The 16,505-nt window shown below is 44.6% G+C and carries 12 protein-coding genes; 3 read left to right on the forward strand and 9 right to left on the reverse strand.

What is annotated here, in order from left to right:
- Positions 1-114 precede the first annotated feature (114 nt).
- Genes G5B12_RS00180 through G5B12_RS00190 form a run of 3 tightly spaced genes read left to right on the forward strand, consistent with a single transcriptional unit; the run spans position 115 to position 3,905 of the window.
- Positions 115-1,680, forward strand: coding sequence for a response regulator transcription factor (locus G5B12_RS00180; protein WP_174087529.1), 1,566 nt, complete (start codon positions 115-117; stop codon positions 1,678-1,680).
- On the forward strand, positions 1,677-3,500 hold the full coding sequence (locus tag G5B12_RS00185; RefSeq protein WP_174087530.1) for a sensor histidine kinase: 1,824 nt from the start codon (positions 1,677-1,679) through the stop codon (positions 3,498-3,500). The genes G5B12_RS00180 and G5B12_RS00185 overlap by 4 nt, the downstream gene beginning before the upstream one ends.
- A 21-nt stretch (positions 3,501-3,521) precedes the next feature.
- Positions 3,522-3,905 carry a DUF3783 domain-containing protein gene (locus tag G5B12_RS00190; protein WP_174087531.1) on the forward strand — a complete coding sequence of 128 codons (384 nt, stop codon included), beginning with the start codon at positions 3,522-3,524 and terminating at the stop codon, positions 3,903-3,905.
- 105 nt (positions 3,906-4,010) lie between these two features.
- Here the strand turns inward: G5B12_RS00190 and G5B12_RS00195 are convergent, their stop codons facing one another.
- The 9 genes from G5B12_RS00195 to G5B12_RS00235 all read right to left on the reverse strand — a co-directional run bounded on the left by G5B12_RS00195 (position 4,011) and on the right by G5B12_RS00235 (position 16,499).
- A complete protein-coding gene (locus tag G5B12_RS00195; RefSeq protein ID WP_118061944.1) occupies positions 4,011-5,429 on the reverse strand; it encodes an arabinose isomerase in 1,419 nt (472 codons plus the stop codon).
- A 24-nt stretch (positions 5,430-5,453) separates the two neighbouring features.
- On the reverse strand, positions 5,454-6,857 hold the full coding sequence (gene rhaB, locus G5B12_RS00200; RefSeq protein WP_174087532.1) for a rhamnulokinase: 1,404 nt from the start codon (positions 6,855-6,857) through the stop codon (positions 5,454-5,456).
- A 265-nt stretch (positions 6,858-7,122) separates the two neighbouring features.
- Positions 7,123-8,292: a substrate-binding domain-containing protein gene (locus G5B12_RS00205; protein WP_118070954.1), complete on the reverse strand. Its 1,170-nt coding sequence runs from the start codon at positions 8,290-8,292 to the stop codon at positions 7,123-7,125.
- A 148-nt stretch (positions 8,293-8,440) separates the two neighbouring features.
- The gene (locus tag G5B12_RS00210; RefSeq protein ID WP_118061946.1) at positions 8,441-9,418 is read right to left on the reverse strand and encodes an ABC transporter permease; all 978 of its coding nucleotides are present in this window, start codon (positions 9,416-9,418) and stop codon (positions 8,441-8,443) included.
- 11 nt (positions 9,419-9,429) lie between these two features.
- On the reverse strand, positions 9,430-10,941 hold the full coding sequence (locus G5B12_RS00215; protein ID WP_174087533.1) for a sugar ABC transporter ATP-binding protein: 1,512 nt from the start codon (positions 10,939-10,941) through the stop codon (positions 9,430-9,432).
- Between the two features lie 21 nt (positions 10,942-10,962).
- Positions 10,963-11,937, reverse strand: a complete 975-nt coding sequence (locus G5B12_RS00220; protein ID WP_118070955.1) for an ABC transporter permease — start codon at positions 11,935-11,937, stop codon at positions 10,963-10,965.
- 157 nt (positions 11,938-12,094) lie between these two features.
- Positions 12,095-13,102: a substrate-binding domain-containing protein gene (locus tag G5B12_RS00225; protein ID WP_118070956.1), complete on the reverse strand. Its 1,008-nt coding sequence runs from the start codon at positions 13,100-13,102 to the stop codon at positions 12,095-12,097.
- On the reverse strand, positions 13,099-14,886 hold the full coding sequence (locus G5B12_RS00230; protein ID WP_174087534.1) for a cache domain-containing sensor histidine kinase: 1,788 nt from the start codon (positions 14,884-14,886) through the stop codon (positions 13,099-13,101). The genes G5B12_RS00225 and G5B12_RS00230 overlap by 4 nt, the downstream gene beginning before the upstream one ends.
- Positions 14,883-16,499 carry a response regulator gene (locus G5B12_RS00235; RefSeq protein ID WP_021977846.1) on the reverse strand — a complete coding sequence of 539 codons (1,617 nt, stop codon included), beginning with the start codon at positions 16,497-16,499 and terminating at the stop codon, positions 14,883-14,885. Before G5B12_RS00235 ends, G5B12_RS00230 begins: the two co-directional genes overlap by 4 nt.
- Positions 16,500-16,505: the final 6 nt, after the last annotated feature.

Raw genomic sequence — 16,505 nt, forward strand, 5'->3', positions numbered from 1 at the left:
ATATATTTTATGCTATAATGATAGCGCTGACGTTTCTGTTTTCTGTGAATATAAACAGAACCGTAAATGTCTGATTTACAAGGCTATGAACTATATCCAATTGGAGAACTATCTATGAAATTACTGATCGTTGATGACGAAGAACTTACACGTACCGGACTTATCTCATCTATCGACTGGGATTCTCTGGGGATCACCGAAATCCTTCAGGCTGACGATGGTGTGAACGGGCTGGAAATGGCCAGACTTCATAAACCCGAGATCATTCTCTGTGATGTGCGGATGCCACGAATGACCGGCATCGCCATGCTGGAACGACTGGAAAAGATTCTGCCGGACTGTGTACCTATCTTCATGAGTGGCTACTCAGATAAAGAATACCTGAAAGCCGCCATTAAATTAAAAGCTGTTAATTATATCGAAAAGCCCCTTCATCCCGAAGAAGTACGGGATGCAGTGCTGGAGGCCCAGTCTCTTTACAGGCAGAAGCTTCGTTCCCACCGTGAAGAAGCCCTGCACTCTCAGGAAACAGCCACCCGGCTTGCACAGAAACTGACCCTTCCGCCCTCCGACAACAGTGAGATCGCAGATCTCTGTCTGGAACTCGGACAGCCGGAGCTTCTTGATCCCGACATGAATTTTACTTCCATAATCGTGAAACTCAATAGTGGAGTAGAATCATCCGGTATTTTTCTGGAAGATATCCTGAATGATATTTCCTGTTTTCTGGAACATTATCACCTGAAATGTCTCTTTGTGGAAAAAAGAGTACAGTATCTGGTCCACCATATATATGGAAGCAATGCGCCTTCCCCGACTACACTTTCCGCCGTAGGAAGCTATATTTCCAGGCAATATGACTGCTGTGGAAAACATCTGATCGCTGCCGGCAATACGGTAACTGATATTTCCAGAGTTTATCAGTCCTACGCTTCCGCCGTGATCCTTTTGCAGAATTGCTTTTTCTTTCCGGAAAAAACATTTCTTACAGAAAACACCATAAAACAGCTTTCCCCAAAAGGACCGGTTCCGGATTCCCTGCAGTCTCCGGAAAATACTTTTTCCAAATACCTCCTTGCCGGAGAGGAAACACACTGTGTTCAGTTTCTTGAGGAACTTTTCCGGTATTACAGCTGTAATCACACATTTATGCCCAACCAGATCCGTGATCTTTATTATCAGCTGTTTAATGCGCTTTCCTCTTCCCGAAAAAAAAATCAGGTAGAATCCGGGCTTCACGAAAAACAGGATCTGATCATGGACACCCTGAACAATGCTTTTACCTACGAAGAGCTTCATGAATCTCTGAAAGAAAAAACCGCTCAGTATTTTGAAGATGCAAGGAATTCCCAGCCGGAAAATTCCACCATCTTTATGATCAAGGATTACATCAGCCGGAATTACATGAATGATACCCTTTCCGTAAAGGATATCAGCAGCCATGTATATCTTTCCGCTTCCTACGTATGCACCTTTTTCAAAAGTGAAACTGGCCAGACTCTCAATCAGTATCTGACGGAATACCGCATGGAAAAAGCCAAACAGCTGCTTTCTGATCCCAGATACAAAATTTCTGAGATTTCTTCCAAAGTAGGTTATACAGACGGCAATTACTTTGGTAAAAGCTTCAAAAAATACTCCGGTTTCTCCCCGTCCGAATACCGGGAGAAAATGTCATGAGGGCCTTCTGGCGCCGTTTCAAAAACGGCTATCTTAACTTAAGCCTTCAGACCAAATTCACCATTGCGCTGATCAGTATTGTGGTGCTTCCCGCATTTCTTACCGTATTTCTTTTTTACGGAAGACTGTACAATATGGTCGTGTCCAATACCATCCGGCAGGAACAGGATGCCTCCGCAAAGACTGCGCCTCTCATCGAGCGGACCATGGATACGATTCTGGCTACTACACGGAATATCACCGGCCAGAATTTTTTTCAGGAACTTTTTTACATGCCGGTCAGCGATTCATCTGAAAAACTTGCCACATCCAATCATGCCATTGATTTCAAAAATGCCGTTCAGCGTCTGACCACGGATTCCATTGTTACCGATGTGCGGATCTATGTGGATTTCCCGGATGATCTGAAATCGCTGAACGCCTATCCCAATACAGAAGATCTCCTGGCACCTTTAAGTCAGGCAAAGGGTACTTACTGGTATGGTATCTTCCAGGGAAACCGGGAGCCGCAGGAAATGTTCTGCCCTTCCTTCTATCTCGGTTCTCAGGAAAAACAGAATTACGGAGATATGGCATATATCTGTCCCCTGAGCCTTTACTACCACAGTACCGCCTACAAAGCTTATCTGGCTGTTTACTTTTCCGATGATAAGCTGAACAATATTTTATCCGACAATCTTTCTCTGGAGGGAAGCGTGTCCTATATTGTAAATGAACGTGATGCCATCGTTGCAACTTCTGATCAATCACTGTCCGGAATCTACCGGCTGGATTACGACACCATCAAAGATTCCTTCATGTCATCCAACAACTTTATTGAGCGAAACATTCTGGACACTAAGGTTTATGCCGGCTTTTACAGTATTTCCAATACAGACTGGTTTATGGTTACAATTCTTCCTGCCCCTCCGCTGATCCACGAAAGCAATCATCTGATGCTTCAGATTGCACTGCTCTACGCAGGTTTTCTTGTTCTGGCCCTTATTTTTGCCAATATACTGGCACACTCCATCACCGGAAGACTTTCTTCTGTGATCCGGCAGATGCAGACCGTACGCCACGGACCACCAACTCCCATGGAAAGCCCGGAAGCCCACGATGAGATCGGTGATCTGATTGATACCTACAATTATATGACCCGAAAAATGGATGAACTGATGAAAAAGCAGGCAAAATCTGCAGAAGATCTCCGGATTGCGGAGTTTAATTCCCTCCAGGCACAGATCAATCCCCATTTTCTTTATAATACCATGGATATGATCAACTGGATGGCACTGCAGGGACAGACGGAAGAAATCAGCCATGCGGTACAGAGTCTTTCCCGTTTTTACAAACTGACGTTAAGCCGGAAAAAAGGAATCTCTACCATTGCAAGGGAACTGGAACATGTGACGATTTATGTACAGCTCCAGAATATGCGCTATCATGACAGCATCGAACTGATCACGGATATTCCGGATGAGCTGTCGGAATATCAGATTCCGAAACTGACTCTTCAGCCGGTTGTGGAAAATTCCATTCTCCACGGAATCCTGGAAAAAGAGTCAAAATCCGGAACCATTGTCATTACCGGATGGATGGAGGATGCAGATATCGTACTTCTGATTTCTGATGACGGTGTAGGAATTTCACCTGAAATTCTGTCAACAATTCTGTCAGGAAAGGGAAACAGCCAGTCTGGCGGTACAAATATTGCAGTTTATAACACCCATCGCCGACTTCAGATTCTTTATGGAAAAGATTACGGACTTGCCTATTCCAGTAAACCCGGAGAGGGAACGGAAGTCGAGATCCGCTTCCCGGCACACAGAGAAGAGTAATTTACAGGAGGTATCATACTTATGAATACACAGCCAGCAGTACTTTTATACAATTTCAATGATCCGGACCGGCTCCGGATCATCCGCCGCTATCTGAACCGTCAGAAAGTAAAAGTCCGGATCGTCACCACACCGGAATTTCTGCATCCTCTGGGATATCTTTTTGAACTTCCGGGATTTCAGCCCTGTGCACAGTTTAATCTGGGCAAAAATTTCAGTGAGGAAATGATGGTACTGAACAATTTTTCCAGTGAACAGATGGATGCGTTCCTGGCGTTTTTCCGGGAAGAAGCGATTCCTTCGGTTTCGTTAAAAGCCATGCTCACCCCTGTGACCCAGCACTGGTCTTCCATTCAGCTCCATGACGAACTTACAAAAGAGCATACAATGATGCATAAAAAATAAGAATTTTTCCATCAAAAAAGGAGACCGCATTTGCAGTCTCCTTTTTTCGAATATGTTTTCGGTTGGTTATAAGAAAGAATTTATCGTTTTTTGTGATACTGATAATTATCTTGTTACGATATCTACCGGTACGTTGAAGATTTTTGCAACTTTCAGGATTGTGTCGATGTGTCTTCCTGTAGCAGCTGCCATGTGATGTGTCGGGCCAGCCTCGCTCCAGCGATTTACAAATTCTCTTGCTCCACATGTGAAACGTGTTCTCATGTTTGTATCACCGAAGGAAAGGATCGGTCCTTCCTCGTTTACACCCTCAGCTACAACGAACTTGAAGTTTCCGTCTTTATCCTGAGTGATTGCAAGGTAGGTTACAGGGCCTGTGTATGGATAGAACTGTGTCAGGTATCCGCCGCCTGTTTTGCCGTGGAATACCGGCACGATTTTCATGGTTGGTTTCTTGTCGGAGATGTCAGCGTCACCGCTTCCGGAATGTCCGATGATGCAGATGTCATCGTTGAAATCGATGGAGTACATCTCAGAAAGCTGGCCTGTACCGGAAATTGTCTTTAAGATACTCATTGCCATGGCAACCTTCATGTCACCCTCTACCGCACATGCAGTACCCTGTTTGATCAGCATGGAAAATGCCGGGATCAACATACTGTCAAGGACACCTGCTTTACCCTGTGCAAATCCGTCGTAATGGGAAGCGATCATTCCAAGATGTTCGTCCTTTACCCATTTTTCAAAAGCAACAACGTATTTGGCCATATCCCATACTTTCTCAATGGTGCCGCCGCCCTCAATATCGAATGTATCAAGGATATCCTGTGCTTTTGCCCGGATTGCCTCCTCATCTGTAATATCATCAGCGATCGCCCACATCTTCTCCCAGTCGAACTGTTTTGTGTAGAGGAACATTCTGTTATAGAGGTTTGTCTCATCAATATACAGATCCATCATACCCGGATATGGTCTTCCGATCTGCGCAATGTTAGTCTCACGGAATCTTCTTCTTACCTGAGCAGCCTTGCACCAGTCTTCGATCTCAGCCTGAACTGCAGGATCTCCGCCTTCTACAACGCCTGTGATAACCGCATGTCTCTTGCCTGCTCTCTCAAGGTCAGCAACTGCCTCGCCTACAGCACCGCATGCATAGCCTTCACCCAGCCAGGAGGCAATGTCAGTGTGCTCATAATCCAGCGCTTTGATCTTCTGAACGTTTACAAGAACAACCGGAACATCCAGATCACGGATCGCCGGAAGCATGTTGTAGGATGTTGCGTATGTCAGCATCTGAAGAAATACAAGGTCAACATCTGCTGCACGGAACTTATCTCCTGCCACCATTGCCTGCTCTTTTGTTGTCACCATTCCGCCGTCAACGATCTCTACTGTATCCGGGATCGTTTTCTTGAATGCGTCGTACTGTGCCTCAAATTCCGGCACCAGTGACGGGAACTGCGGAAGATATGCGCCTAAAGCAATTGAAAATACACCAACTTTTGCCTTTGTGTTAACTAACATAATAAAACCTCCAGTTATTTTTATTTATGCTTTGTATACTTTGATACCGAAGGACTCATGGATGGTTGTACGAGCCTCCTCGATCGTTTTAAACTCCTCGGCCTTCAGCATCTGTGCTGTGATATTACCGATTGCAGTAGCCTCACCAGGGCCTGCATGGATTTCTTTCTTTGTAGCTTTTGCAGTCAGCTCATTTAAGTATCCTGCATTGGAACCACCGCCTACGATATGGATACGGCTGTAGGTTCTTCCTGTCATCTCCTCGATTTCTTTTGCGATCTTAGCGTAGCAATCTGCAAGGCTTGTATAGATAACGGTTGCAATCTCGCCAAGAGTTTCCGGAACCTGCTGTCCTGTTCTGCGGCAGTAGTCCTGAACCTCTTTTGTCATGTTCTCAGGAGAAAGGAAGCACTCATCGTTTGCGTTTACTCTTGACGGGAAGTCTTTTGCCTCCTCAGCCATCTCGCAGATCTGTGCAAAGCTGTACGCATCATCAAACTCATGACGTACAGACTGGATCATCCAGAGACCCATGATGTTCTTCAGATAACGGAAACGTCCTGCATATCCACCCTCGTTTGTGAAGTTCATCTCACAGCTCTTCTCAGAGCAGTCTGCTTCTTTTCTCTCGATTCCCATCAGAGACCATGTTCCGGAACTGATATAAATGAAATCGTCATCATTTGCAGGCACAGCCAGAACTGCAGACCCTGTATCATGTGTAGCCGGTGCTACAACCTCAAGATCAAAGCCAACTGCTTCCTTCACTGTGTCTGTTAAATGTCCGATGCTTGTGCTAGGCATGATCAGCTTCTGGAATATCTTTCTTGGATATCCCAGCATATCGATCAGCTCATAATCCCAGTCCTTGGTTGTCGGGCATACAAGCTGTCCTGTGGTTGCCTCTGTGTACTCGCAAGTTTTTTCGCCTGTAAGAAGAAAATGGAAGTAGTCCGGTACATGAAGAAGTGTCTCAGCCTGCTCCAGATACTCAGGATGTTTCTTCTTCACTGCCATCAGCTGATATACTGTATTGTAGATTGCTTTCTGGATACCGGTTCTTGCATACAGATCCTTCAGGGAAATTGTCTTATAAACTTCCTCGTCCATTCCCTCTGTACGATGATCACGGTAGCCTACCGTGTTGCCAAGAACCTTGTCATCCTTGTCTAGAAGCACGAAGTCAACACCCCAGGTATCAACACCCATGCTTACCGGGATCTTGCCGATCTCTTTACATTTCTTAAGACCATTTACGATCTCGTTGAAAAGGCGGTCAAACTCCCAGCAGAGCTCTCCATCCTTCTTAACCATGCCGTTCTCAAAACGATAGATTTCTTCCAGGATCATTTTTCCGTTTTCCATATGTCCCAGAATGTGACGTCCACTGGATGCTCCGATATCTACTGCTAAATAATATGTTGCCATTTTTAAATCCTCCTCAATATGTAAGCTTCTGATCACTTTCATATCTGATGTTGTATTTATCATACATCAGGATCCTTCCGGTGATAAGAACCTCTTTTGTCAAAAAAAGTGTCTTTATTTGCAAATAATACAGCGATTATTTATGAACTACTGCATTATTTGTTTAAAAAATCCGCTGACTGAATCAGCCAGCGGATCTCTTATTTTTACGTTCGTGAACGCAATCCGCGTTCATTACAACTTCACGATCTGATCGATTATATGATTAGTCATAAAGGTTAGGAGCAATATCCTCGTCTTCCATATTTGTTGCATCATACCAGTAACCGTCTGTAGGAACATCCTGAAGCTCCTGGCCGTTTGCTGCTGCTGTCAGAGCGTAGATTGCATAGTATCCCATCATAAGAGGAGACTGTGTAACAGCACCGATGAATGTGCCATCTTTAACAGCTGCTTTGATGATAGAACCAGCATCGAAACCAACACCAACTACATCACCGTTTGCCGGGTCAGAACCAAGAACGTTAAGGTTAGCATTTGCTGCAAGAACACCCTCTGCAGAAACCTGGTTGGAACCGAATACTGCGATACAGTTCTCCTGGGAAAGGATTGCCTGAGCCTCTGTGGAGCAAAGCTCTACAGTTGTCTGTGCCGGAACAGCTACCTGGATAACAACGTCTGCGTCTTTAGCATCAGCATCAGCACCCTCTGCTGCGTTAACATAGAACTCGTTACCGCTTACTGCTACAGTCTTGCCATCAGCCTGAAGAAGCTCGATCATCTTGTTGATGAATCCAGTACCACGCTGCTGAATGTTCTGAGCTGTTGCATCCTGGTTAACCTCACCGATGATAACCTGTCCGTCAGCATCTTTAACAACGTCTTTAATGGAGTTGTACATATTCTCAGCTGCTACTGCACCAGCCTGTGCGTTGTCTGTACAAACCTCGCATACTACAGATCCTTCCGGAGCATCAGCGATACCTGTATCGAAAGTTACAACCGGGATACCTTTTTCTGCACATGTCTTAAGAGCATCCTGAACAGAAGATGTATCGCAAGCTGCAAGTCCTAATCCAACAGGATTGGAGCCGATAGCTGTGTTGATCATGTTAACCTGGTCAGCGATATCGGACTCACTGTTCGGTCCCTGTGCTTTATAAGTAACGCCCAGCTCCTCAGATGCTTTCTTCATACCTTCCTGAGCTGCATCCCAGTATGTAGACTGGAAAGATTTAACCATCATCGGGAACTCATAAGCTTCGTTTGCTTTCAGTCCGTCGAACTGTGCGGTAGGATCCTCAGCTGCTGTGGAATCTGCGGATTCCTCTGTTGCTGCATCTTCTTTCTCCTCAGCTGCAAAAGCTGCTGTTGCGCTCATGCTTGTTACCATTGCTGCACAGAGCATTAATGCCATAACCTTTTTTGCTTTCATATAATATTTCCTCCTTAAAATATATTATATAGTTTTTTATGTTCATACGCCGTTGCTACCCCTTGGCGTTTCACATCTTTGATTATCGGATACTGTTCACATTTCTCTGTGAACAGCACCCTTGCTTATTGTACCACACTTCTTAATATTAGTGTGCTGCTTTTTTCTCTTTCAGGATATCGATCAGAACGGCTACGATCAGAACGATACCTGTGATGATCTGCTGCCAGTTTGCCTGCAGGCCGATGTATGGAAGACCTGTTTTCAGAAGCATGATGACGAAGATACCAACGAATGTACCGATCACGGAACCATATCCACCGGTAGCTGCTACACCACCAACGAATACACCACCGATAGCATCCATCTCAAGTCCGGCACCAGTACCAGGCTGTACAGTAGGTGTTACTGCTGCGTATGCGATTGCCGCAAGACCTGTAAACAGACCGCAGACAACGTATACCATTACGTGATAGAACTTTGTATTGATTCCGGAAAGGGCTGCTGCCTCTTTGTTGGAACCGATTGCAATTGTATAACGACCGAATTTTGTGTGGTTCAGGATGTACTCCATAACCAGTACCAGGATGATCATCCAGAGGAAACCAAGTGGATAACGGGAAGCGCTTCTTCCTGTACCAACTGTTACCTTGAAGATGGTATGGAACCATCCGCCCGGCTGTGTAAGTCCCGGCCAAGGTGTCGCACTGCAGAGAGATCCGGCACCACGGGTAATCATACAGGTACAAAGTGTTGCCAAAAATGGCGGCAGGTTCATAACACCGATCAGTACACCGTTCAGTGCACCGACTGCGATACCCAGAACAATACAGATCAGCATTGCCAGAGCTACCGGGCAATTGTTGTTTCTGATCAGTGTTCCTGCGATCAGTGCGTATGCTACCATACCAGTTCCGATTGACAGGTCAACACCACCAGTGATAAGCGGGAATGTAACTCCGATCGCCATAAGAAGATCGTAATATGAGAAATCCAGCATACTCAGGATCGTGGTGTACTGTCTGAATTCTTTACTCAAGCCTGAGAATATCGCACACAGGACAATGATAACGAGCAAAACAATAAATCTCTGATCACTTAAAATACTTTTTTTCTTCTTAGTCATGACTTTCCTCCTTAATTGATATTCCGTGTGGCCTTGTCCATGATGTTTTCCTGGGTTGCCTCGGAGATATCAATACATCCGGTAACTTTACCCTCACACATGATGATGATACGGTCACTCATTCGGAGAACTTCTGTCATCTCAGAAGAAATCATGATAATGGATTTGCCTTCTGCTGCCAGTCTGTTCATTAATTTGTAGATTTCGTTCTTGGCACCAACATCGATACCTCTTGTCGGCTCATCGAAAATAAGGATATCGCTGTCTCGTGTCAGCCATTTAGCAATAACAACCTTCTGCTGGTTACCACCGGAAAGGTTTACTACCAGCTGATCGGTGGTCGGTGTCTTTGTTGCAAGCTCATTTACATATTTCTCTGCAACCTGTTTCTCTTTTGCCTTGTTGATAAAAATACCATTGGTAAACTCTTCCATGGTTGCCAGTGTTGTATTCTCTGTTACAGATTTCTGTACAACACAGCCATATCTTCTTCTGTCCTCTGACAGATAACCGATACCACATTTAACAGCATCCTGCGGGCTGTTGATGGTAACTTCGTGAAGCTGTCCATCTTTACCCATAACAGAGATCTTACCACTCTGTTTCGGGTCTGCTCCGAACAGTGCTCTGGCTGTCTCGGTACGTCCTGCCCCCATTAGTCCTGAGAAACCAAGGATCTCACCTTTCTTCAGTTCAAAGCTTACATCTTGAACCATCTTTCCTGCGTTCAGATGTTCAACCTTAAGAACTACCGGTGCATCTGCCGGAACTGCACTCTGCTGTTTCGGATCTTCATAAATAACACGACCAACCATCATGTTGATGATATCTTCTTTTGTACTGTCTTTTGTGATCAGAGTTCCTACATATCCACCATCTCGCATAACGGTTACACGGTCTGTGATGGTCTTGATCTCATCCATACGGTGAGAGATATATACGATACCAAGATTCTTCTTACGAAGGTCACGGATGATCTCGAACAGGTCCGCGATCTCTTTCTCTGTCAGTGCTGCGGAAGGCTCATCAAAAATGATAACCTCAGCTTTATGGGAAATTGCTTTTGCGATCTCACACATCTGCTGTTTTCCGACTGTCAGGTTTTTCATCTTTTCTTTCGGATTGATCTCAATGTTCAGATCCTGAAAAAGCTTTTTGGAATCCTCGATCATCTTTTTGTCATCAATGCGGAAACCCTTCTTCGGCTCACGTCCGATGAAGATGTTCTGAGCAACAGTAAGATCACCTACCATGTTCAGCTCCTGATGTACGATTACAACGCCGGCATCCTGTGCCTCACGTGTATTGTGGAATTCTGTTTCCTGTCCTTTGTAAACGATGGAACCTGAATCCTTCTGATAAATACCGGTAAGAACCTTCATCAGTGTTGATTTACCGGCACCATTTTCTCCCATAAGTGCATGTACTTCGCCGCGTTTTACTTCGAAATTAACGTGATCCAGAGCATGAACTCCAGGAAAGGACTTATCAATGTCCTTCATAGTTAAAATAACTTCACCCATTGTCGCATCCTCCCTCTAAGATCAGTTCTTTCTGCGTCTTGCAGAAACGTCGATATAAACTGCAACGATAACGATGATACCTGTGATGATCATCTGCTGTCCTTTACCAAGGCCAAATGCCATAATGCCCTGCTGAAGAAGAGAGATGATAAATACGCCGATTACAGTACCGCCGATGGAAGCAAGTCCACCAACCATGGATGTACCACCCATAACGCAGCCTGCAATAGCCTCATTGTTGTACTGATCGCCATAACCTGGCTGAACAGTTGTGTATGTAGCTACAAAGAAGAGTGCTGCAATACCTACCAGGAATCCGCAGATCATATAAGCAAGCATTTCCCATTTCTTTGTGTTGACACCGGAAAGACGGACAGCCTCTTTGTTAGATCCAAGGCAGAGGATGTAACGTCCTGGTTTTGTGTTGTAAAGAACGATACCGCAGATAACTGCCATTACCAGGAAAATAACAATTCCTACAGGGAAGCCATTTACGGAAACGATATTACGGAACCAGCCGTTTGCCTCACTGGCTGCCGGCCAGCTTACGGACTGTGTTTTTGTGAATACAGAAGCAATACCTTTTGCAATGTTCATGGATGCCATGGAAATAATGAATGGTGGCACTGACATGTAAGAAACCATCCAGCCATTGAAAATACCAAAGCAGAGACCGATCAGAATGCAAAGGATCATGGCAACTGCACATGGAACCTTGTAAGATGTCATGCAGTAACCGGATACCAGTGCACAGCAGAACATTACAGGTCCGATGGAGAAATCGATTCCTCCTGTAGCGATTACGAATGTAACGCCAAGTGACAAAAAGCCCAGGAAGTACACATAGTTCAAAGTAGATCTGATACTATCAACAGCCGGAAACTTGTTTCCAAGAACTACTTTAAAAACCAGGAACATAAGAATCAGAACACAGACAAGCAGTATTCTGTTCAATCCGAGCTTCTTAACGATTGGATTTTGTTTTAAGTTTTCCAATTTTTACCCTCCTCACGTTTTGCACGTATCTTGTGTTTTCTTGGTTATTATAATACCGTCAAAAATCAATAATTGTAATAGAATATCTTTCAAAAAAAGGTTAAATATTTACTGTATGGTAAATATTTAACCTTTTTCTTTGTGCATTTATGACTATTTACGGTGTAAGATCACCATATGTTTTTAACGTATTAAACGGAAAAAGCAGTTTTTCGATCTCACTGGTATACATATTGTCAGGAGTCACAAGCTGGCACCCGGAATTAATATTCTTCTTATAGTCTTCTCCACGCAGCATCTTAACAGTTTCCCGAACACCCACATACCCCATTTTAAATGCCTTCTGTACAACGATTCCCTGGAAGATTCCGTGTTCCATCAGCTGGACGGCCTCCTGTGAGCTGTCTACTCCCACCACCCTGATCCGATTCTCTGCTTTTGCTGCCTTTACTGCTCTTGCAGCACCTACAGAGGAATATTCATTCATTCCCGCGATCATCTTGAGATCCGGATATTTTTTCATCAGCTCTTTTGTAAGCTCATAGGACTTGTCATACCGAGAATCACAGTATACCACATCTACGATATTATCCTTCAGACTGCCAAGTCCTGTCCGGAAACCTTTTTCTCTTTCAACTGCTGTAGATACACCCTTTACATGTGAAACGATCGCAATCTGATCATCCGTTCCCACAAGATCCTTCGCAAACCTGCCAAGGATCTGTCCCGCTTCCAGATTATCGGTCGCAACGGTAAGATCCTGGACCTCTTCCTGTGTGTAAGAATCAATAAATGCGATATGTATTCCCTGTTCCTTTGCCTTCTTCAAAAGCTGGTCGGATTCAGTGAAGCTGGACGGCGAGATCAGGATCGCGTCCGGTTTTTCTTCTGTTGCCCTTTCGATCAGCTTGTTCTGCCCATCCACATCATTCTCTTCCTCAGGTGCCCATACGCGGATATCTGCATTATATTCCTTTGCAGCCATCTCCGCCCCCTGGATCAGTGATGTCCAGAAATCATTGGTACCGTCCACAACCTTCGGAATATAGATCAGCGATAGTTTTCTCTCTTCTTCTACCTGTTTATAATAGACTATTCCGGCTACAAGCCCCGCCACAAGGCAGATGACCACTCCTAAAGTCAGGAGTTTTCTATGTTTTTTCATATTGATTCCTCCTGTATTCCCGGAATGATGATCGTGGCAGTGGTTCCGACACCTTTTTCACTTTCATAGGTGATCCCGTAATTTTCTCCATAATAAAGCTTCAGACGTTTCTGTACATTGTAAACACCCACACCATTGGAATGATAATTCACCTTATGCTTATCATAAATATGTGACAATGTTTCCTCATCCATACCTACACCGTTGTCGATCACCTGAAGAACTGCATTTCCGTCCTTCATAAAGCCTTTTACCTGCAAAAGTCCCTTACTCTCTTTATATTTCAGTCCATGATAGATGGCATTTTCAATGATCGGCTGGAGAACCAGCTTGATCAGAGGGATATTTAATATAGAAGGTTCTACATCGATCTCGAATTCCAGCTTGTCCTTGTAACGCATCTTCTGGATCGTAAGATAACCCTTGGCATACTCCACTTCCCTTGCAAGAGGAACCACTTCATCTTCATTACTGATGCTCTGACGAAGAAGACGCGCCAGGGATGCTGTCATCAGAACAACCTCTTCGTACTTTCTGCCCTCTGCCATCCAGATGATCGAATCCAGGGTATTGTAGAGAAAATGAGGATTGATCTGGGACTGAAGGGCCTTAAGCTCACTTTTTCTCTTTGCTTCCTGTTCCTTCACGTTCTGCTCCATAAGATCCTGTATCCTATGTGTCATCATATTGAAAGATTTCGTCAGGCTTCCGATCTCATTCTCTGAATCGATCTCCACATCTGCTCCGTCAAAATGCCCCTCCTGTACCCTGGACATGGAATCCCTGAGACGCTGAAGGGGATAGGTAAGACTCTTTGCCAGAAATCTTGAAAAAAGCAGAGCCACGATCATCAGAAGTGCAGATATAAGTACATAAATACTCTGCGCCTGATTACTTTTTCGCAGAAGCTCGCTGACGCTCATACAGCCCACAACGGTCCATCCGGTTTTATTGGATCTGGAAATGGAATACAGCTTTCCTCTGTTTCCCTTTCCGGTACGCACCGTATCTTCTTTTGATTCCACGATCAGGTCGATATTCTCCGTCTGCAATTCATTGTAAAGCTGTTGCTGCTGCGGATGATATACAATATTTCCGCTTTCATCCAGAATAAATGCATATCCCTTTTTCCCAATCGTATTCTGATCACAGAGTTCACTGATGGCACTGTAATTCAGGTCAATAAAAAAGACTCCCTCTTTCTCACCACTGTTGGAAAAATTACGGATTCCCCTGCTTAAAGTGATCACCCACGGGCGTTCTCCGCTGATGATGTGCTGTACATGGGAAGATGTAAGAAGCGGGCCTTCCGGCTTCTGCAAAGCATCCAGGTACCACTCCTGGGTGGAAAGTTTCAGATCCGGATTCACAGACTGTTTGCCGTCGTTGATCAGTTTCCGCCCATTAATTCCAATGATTCCCAGATTTCGGATATCACTTCGCCCGTCCAGAATTGTCTTGAACTGGTTGATCAGACGTTCTCTTGTGTCATCGTCCACATTTTCGCCGAAAAGATATTGCTGCACATCCTCGTTGCTGGAGATCATATAAGCAATATTTTCCATGTAGTCAATATAAGAATCTATATTCTGATTCATCTGCTGCACGATATTCTGGGTGTAGACAGAGGAATTTTCAAAAATAGAATTGCGGGTATATCTCATAGAAACACCGGTTATAACCAGCACCGCACTTAAAAGCAGCACCGTCACCACCGCAAAGATCGCGCTCTGGATACTTTTGAATTTTCCTATGATCTTTGCCGCAAACCGGATATCTCTCATTTACGTTTCTCCCTTGCATATTCTGTCGGGGTGCAGCCTGTCATTTTTTTGAAGGAGATTCCAAAGTAATGCGGGTCTGCAAATCCGACTTTTTCGGCAATTTCATAATTCTTCATGGTTGTATTTTCCAGAAGCTCCTTCGCTTTCTCCATTCGGGTACGTATCAGAACTTCTGTAAATGTTTCTCCTGTAAGATCTTTAAAAATCGTACTAAAATAACTGGTACTGATATTCAGATAGGAGCAGATACTGTTCAGGCTTAAATCCGGGTCCATATAATTCTTCTGAATATAGTCCAGGGCAAGTCTTGCCTGGCGCTGTCCGCTGGAACTGTTGGCATCGGAAAGCGTCTGAAAAATTTCTCCCACATGAGATTTTACCAGTTCAAATGCACTGTCAAAAGAATTCTGCTCTGTGACCTGCTGCAGAAGTGCTTCTCTTTTGGAAAAAAGCTTACTGTCCGGAACCATATCCTCGCAGGTTTCGTCTGCTGCACGGATGATCTGCTGCAGATAAACACAGGCCCTGCTCTTATCCACGCGTGCCGCTTTGATGTCGGATGAAATTTTTTCTAAAATATGATCCGCATTTTCTTTCCTGCCTGTTTTCAGTGCGGTTACCAGAGCCTCTACGACATTCTTTATGGAAAGCGTATTCTCCTCCGGCTGTTCCTCCATATCAATCAGAAGCCTTCCACCAAGAAGATATCTGTATTCGATTCCCTTTTCTGCCAGCTCATGAGACACCAGAAGCTCCTGCTGTGTCCTTGCCCAGCTTCCCACACTGATTGAAACATCCAGAGCCATCAGCTCTTTAAGCTTGGACTGGATCATCTGACAGATTTCCATAATTTTTTCGCCAAATTCTCTGGTCCGGTTTCCCATAAACAATACGCAGACCTTATTGTTTCCTTCCTGATAGGCAACACCTGCCTTCTCCCTGCTTACAATCTCATCACTGACATTAAAAAGGACAAAGGACATCAGTGCACTCTCCTGCCTTTTCTCTGCGGTGATCTGTGTTCCGTCCGAATACAGATCCAGATCAAACGCCGCCACGCGATAGCAGGCAGCTTCCAGACTGATTCCAAGCCCGGAAAGTTCCTCAAGGCTTTCTTCTCTTGTTTTAATGTTTTCCACAAAAGCCTGCAGTGCTCTGGACCGGATCACAATCGCATTCTTCTGATAGTTCTCCGATGTCTGCGTCAGGCGCTCGATTTTCTGTTTTTCTTCTCTTCGCTGATCCACTTTTTTCTTCATTTTTTCGATGACTGCACGGAGTTCCATGGCAGTTACAGGCTTCAGCATGTATTCACTGACGTCATACTGGATCGCCTTCTTGGCATATTCAAACTCACCGAATCCACTGAAGATCACAATTACAATATCCGGATAGTTATCATGGAGAAAATGGCTCAGTTCCATACCATCCATATATGGCATAAGAATATCTGTAAGTACAATGTCTACCGGATGGGTCTGCACAAATTCCGCTGCTGCCTTCCCGTTGTCACAGTCTCCTACCAGCTCGCAGTCCATGGCTTTCCAGTCAATATTCTCCCGGATCGCATCGCGAACAAGTATCTCATCGTCTACCAGTAAAATACGATACATAATTTC

The organism is Blautia sp. MSK.20.85 (genome assembly GCF_013317245.1).
GTDB lineage: Bacteria > Bacillota > Clostridia > Lachnospirales > Lachnospiraceae > Blautia_A.